The 4,536-nt window shown below is 57.6% G+C and carries 4 protein-coding genes; 2 read left to right on the top strand and 2 right to left on the bottom strand.

Annotation, left to right across the window (positions count from 1 at the left end):
- Nucleotides 1–24 precede the first annotated feature (24 nt).
- The gene (locus AC1D00_RS28395; protein WP_477012938.1) at nt 25–228 is read right to left on the bottom strand and encodes a DNA-binding protein; all 204 of its coding nucleotides are present in this window, start codon (nt 226–228) and stop codon (nt 25–27) included.
- Between the two features lie 108 nt (nt 229–336).
- On the opposite strand from AC1D00_RS28395, the gene AC1D00_RS28390 reads away from it, so the two are divergent.
- Both AC1D00_RS28390 and AC1D00_RS28385 read left to right on the top strand, forming a co-directional pair.
- Nucleotides 337–810, top strand: coding sequence for a hypothetical protein (locus tag AC1D00_RS28390; protein WP_477012937.1), 474 nt, complete (start codon nt 337–339; stop codon nt 808–810).
- Between the two features lie 3 nt (nt 811–813).
- A complete protein-coding gene (locus AC1D00_RS28385) occupies nt 814–2,022 on the top strand; it encodes a tyrosine-type recombinase/integrase (RefSeq protein ID WP_477012936.1) in 1,209 nt (402 codons plus the stop codon).
- A 298-nt stretch (nt 2,023–2,320) separates the two neighbouring features.
- Here the strand turns inward: AC1D00_RS28385 and AC1D00_RS28380 are convergent.
- On the bottom strand, nt 2,321–4,536 hold a 2,216-nt coding region (locus AC1D00_RS28380; RefSeq protein ID WP_477012935.1), incomplete at its 5' end, for a hypothetical protein.

The raw sequence follows: 4,536 nt of genomic DNA, 5'->3' as shown, positions 1-4,536 counted from the left end.
GTTCGTGTCTAGCGGGGGGCATTCTTAGGCAACCCTCTCGGCTTCGAGCTTCTTGAAGTGTTCTTTGAGCGCCGACTTCCTAGCAACCCACTTGTTGCCGATCTTGAAGCCGGGCAGTTGGCCAGTTTCCAGCATGTAATTCGCCTGTCGCGCATCCCTATCAATTTCCTTTCCGATCGATTTGGCTCCCCAAATCAGATCCAATGCCAGGGTGTCATCCGCCGTCATCCAAAATGCTCCGAGTATGAGGCATGAGGAGCGTTTCTYCTCATTTCTGAGCACATACCTACAACGCAACCGATCGCTTGACAAGAGGAATGAGGAGTATTATTCCTCTTGGCCGGAGCAAATGGGTGCAAAATGTTGCAATTTGGTGCGAAGGACATCGCTGAACGAATATTAAGGCCCGGTGAGGAGCTGCAGGCAGCCATGGACCGCGTCAAGAGTTGGACGGTAGAGGGTCTGCTTGAAACGTCGGAGGACAAAAATCCCGGTAGGGGCCGCGCAAGACAGTACTCAGCCGAGAGCCTGGCGACCGCCATATTGATCGAGACGCTGAGCGTCAGACTTGGGATGCCCGCTCGCGACGTGAAAAATAGATTTCACTTGCTCATCCTGAAGCAGCACATTCTACGGGCTCAGAAGCAGTTCGTTCTGCTGGGGTTGCGGGGAGGAAGGCAAAATGAAGCCAGTATAAGCCCCCCTCTCACTGCGACAGAGCTTGCCAAGGAGCTTCGGGATACGCCGCGCGAGGTGTGGGTGGTGCTCGACCTTTCCATTTTAAAAAAGAAGTTAGCGCCGGAGATTTAGAACATGCCTACGGTCCGCAAACGCAAGCTTCCCTCCGGCCTAATCCGCTGGCAAGCCACCTATGTCGATGGTGCCGGAAATCGGCGCGCGAAGCTGTTCGAGCGTAAAAGCGACGGCGAGGCGTGGCTCGTAGAAACCAGCCACGATCTGAAGCGCGGGCTTCATACGCCAGCCGGCGTCTCGCCCACCGTCAAGGAAGCGGGCGCGCTGTGGATCAAAAGGTGCAACGAAAAGGGCCTCGAGCAAACCACTGTCCGAGGGTACGAAGAACACACCGACTTGCATATCTATCCATTCATCGGCGTCAAAAAGCTGTCGGAACTGACGGCGCCGGCCATCAACGCCTACGCGGACTTACTGCGGGAGGGGGGACGATCGGCCGAAATGGTCCGCCGGGTTATACGGTCGCTCGGTGGCATCTTTCGGGAAGCGCAGCGGCGTGGCCTTTGCTCGGTTAACCCAACAGTGGGAATCGATCTTCATTTGCCAGGCCGCGAAGATCCCAGGCCGGACATTCCCAGCAAGTCCGAGCTTCAGGCGATCATCAACGCCGCCCACGGACGTTGGAGGCCGCTGATATTGGTCGCCATATTCTGCGGATTGCGCGGCAGTGAGCTGCGAGGTCTCCGGTGGGCAGATGTCGACTTCGAGGCGCGGGAAATTCACATCCGCCAGCGCGCTGACGCCTTCCATAAGATCGGCAGGCTGAAATCAAAGTCGGGTTATCGGTCTATCCCCATGCCGCCGATCGTTGCCAGTGCGTTGCGTGAGTGGAAACTCGTTTGCCCGAAGCGCGAAACCGGCAAAAAGGATGCTGCTGGCGAGCCGGTGAGGGGGCTCGAGCTCGTGTTTCCCTCCGGTGCCGGGAAATGCGAATCGCACAGCAATATCGTCAAGCGTGGCTTTGAGCCACTCCAGATTGCTGCTGGCGTAGCCGATATCAGGCCGGCCTTGGACAAGGCCGGCAAACCCGTCCTGGACGAGGCCGGAGAACCGAAGATGACCGCGGAGCCCAGGTATGGGCTTCATGCCTTACGGCATGCGGCGGCATCCCTCTGGATCGAGCAGGGACTTAACCCGAAGCGGATCCAGACGCTAATGGGTCACGCCACAATTCAGATGACATTCGATACCTACGGTCATCTATTCAAGGATAACGATGCTGATCAGCGGGCGGCTGAAGACATCCAGGTTCGGCTACTCGGCAGGTAGGCGCAACGCCACCGCAACACGGGGCGCCTAAGCTATTGATTTGGTTCATCTCGAAAGAGATTTCGATTCCGAGGGTCGGAGGTTCGAATCCTTCCGAGCGCGCCAAGCTGTTGGCGGAAATCCATGGTATCCCCAAGCAATTGATGGAATTGACATTTTCGTTGAAATGCCCAGGGGGACCTCGACGTCCTCCGAAGGGGGTGCCGGTTCCGCCAGAGCCGCCACCGACATCAGCCAGGATAAGACCCAAGGCTCCACGGCCGCTGGTCGGCATGGATCGCGGCACATCCCCCGGTGCTCAGGACTTCCTCCGATACAGGACGAACCGGGTTGATTCTTCCGTACGTTCGAACTGGTCCAAAAGGATGCGCTCGGACATTTCCTTCAGCCAATCGTACTGATAGGTCGCGTCGCGCTCTAAAATGAAATGGTCAGCCTCGGCAAAGCTGCGAGCGACATGTTCCGGGCTGAACGTATCTCGGAAGGGGAGGAAGTAGCTCTTGGGTGCTCTGCCCAGGGCCACAAGAACAAGCCAATCGTGGTCGGACAATAGCAGCATGCGACCATCGCGTGGCACGACCTTGTTGACCAGATCGATATCGCTGCTATCGAGCGAGATCCGAGCCTCTCCCGCCCCTCGTCCCAACTTCAGTCTCGCGATGCTTGGATATTGCAAGTACGACCGCAGCCCGATCGGCACGCTCTGTTGTCTATCCTGCGCGCTCAGCAGCACCACAACCGAGATCGCTGCTGTTGCCGCCAACGACAACGCGGGGGCGAGTTGCGAAGTCGTTTGGCCGAGGACGACGCGGAATGCAGATCGACACCACCAAGCGCAAACCGCAAGATAAGCAAAGGCGTTTTGTTGCCAAACCGCGTCAAGTGACCGATTCATCCACTTCGCCATGAACACCAGTGCGACGAGAGAAAGTACAAGAAGATACGCGCGCTCGACGCTACGCCAGTTGGCCCACGTTGCGGCAACGCTAACAATTGTGCCGATGGCCATCGCCGGCAAGATCAGCTGGTAAATCGTCCCAAATCCGGGACGCCAGTTCATCGTCACTCCCACCCAATTCGAGACGCTGTGCAGCCCGATTGGCGCGAGAAAGGCATGCAGGAAGTCCATCGAAAGAACGGCCGGACCGAAGGCAGCGACGAACAACGCGATCAGGATCGCGATGGATAGTCCGGTGAATGCCGCGATCTCCCAAGGCCAGCGTTTCTCGAACAGCCGCACCGACAATGCCGCGCAGCCCACGGCCCAAGTATAGATCCCCGTCTCGGTGTTCCAGAAGATCGAGCCGGCACAGACGGCGGACATCGCCACCAATAACCGGCCTGAAGGTTGCGCCAGGTAATGCGCAAGGATGCCAGAGGCAATGAACACGAACATGTACCGAATGGCGAGAGCAGACGGTGCGCTGAGCGCTTCGCCGTCGCCAAATTGACAGACTACAAGAAACGTGACCGCCAGGAGAAACGGCAGTGCTCTGCTCTGGAAGAAGTCGCGCAGCACCCAATAAGCCGATAGGTGATAGATCGCGAGACATGCAGCAACGAACCCAATGTAACGTAGATACAGAACGTTTGTGTCAGCGCGGAGCAGTTGACCAAATAAGTAGGACGGTCCGTATCCGTAGAAGGACAGGAAGTCGCGGCCAGGCACCAGGCCATCAGTAAATTGATAGAGCGCCGGCCCAACCAGATACGATACGGCGTGAGCATTGGCGGCGGCCATCCCAGCCAAACGTTGCACGCTCGCAGGTAGGGTAAGGGCGAGCAATGCCGTGATCAGCACAGCGTCAATCCATCCAAACTCAAATAATTTGATCGACTGGAGCGCCGGGGCGCCCTTGATGCTGATTTGGGCCCGGATGCGTGTCACAAAGGGAATGAAGATCGCTGCGACCGAGAGGGCCAGCGCGATCATCTCAGGTTTTTGCTGGAATGCAGCCTGGAGAAATGCCTCGAGTGCCAAGACAATTGCCAGTGCCGAGACGGCGAACAGGATCAGCGAACGGCCTTCAAAGAACTTCCTGAGCCTGAGCGCTGCGAAGGCTGAGGCGATGCCGAACACGTAGAACAAGACATAGAAGATTTTCTCAGCACGCTTGACTGCTGCAGTGTCCGAAAAACCTGATTCGACGACCGGGAAGTCCTGAGCGAGATTTGCGCCTAGGTCCAGCTTCGTGGCGTTCAAGATCAGATAGGCAAGGATGCCGGCCGCAATAGCGCCGACACATGCGCCCCACGCCGCAAAACTCTGAAACCCCCAAAGGCTGAGCTCTGATTCTGTCGCTGGCTTGATAAGACGTGAAATCCTGATCGCGGGACCTCCCGCCATTGTTTTTGCCTTCATTTCGGTGCCCCAACCCGATGTTGTCGGCGTCACGATAGCTCGCCCCGCTGCCGGGTCGCTACCCCTTTCGTCGGCGGCTCCTGGAACTCGGAAGCAGCTGCGTAACATTGCCCCATGGAATCCGCCGAACATTGCTTCGGTGCTCTGAGCAC

The organism is Bradyrhizobium sp. P2_E8 (assembly GCF_056403875.1).
Note: the sequence above shows the minus strand (reverse complement) of the source record. Positions and strands in the feature narration are given on the sequence as shown.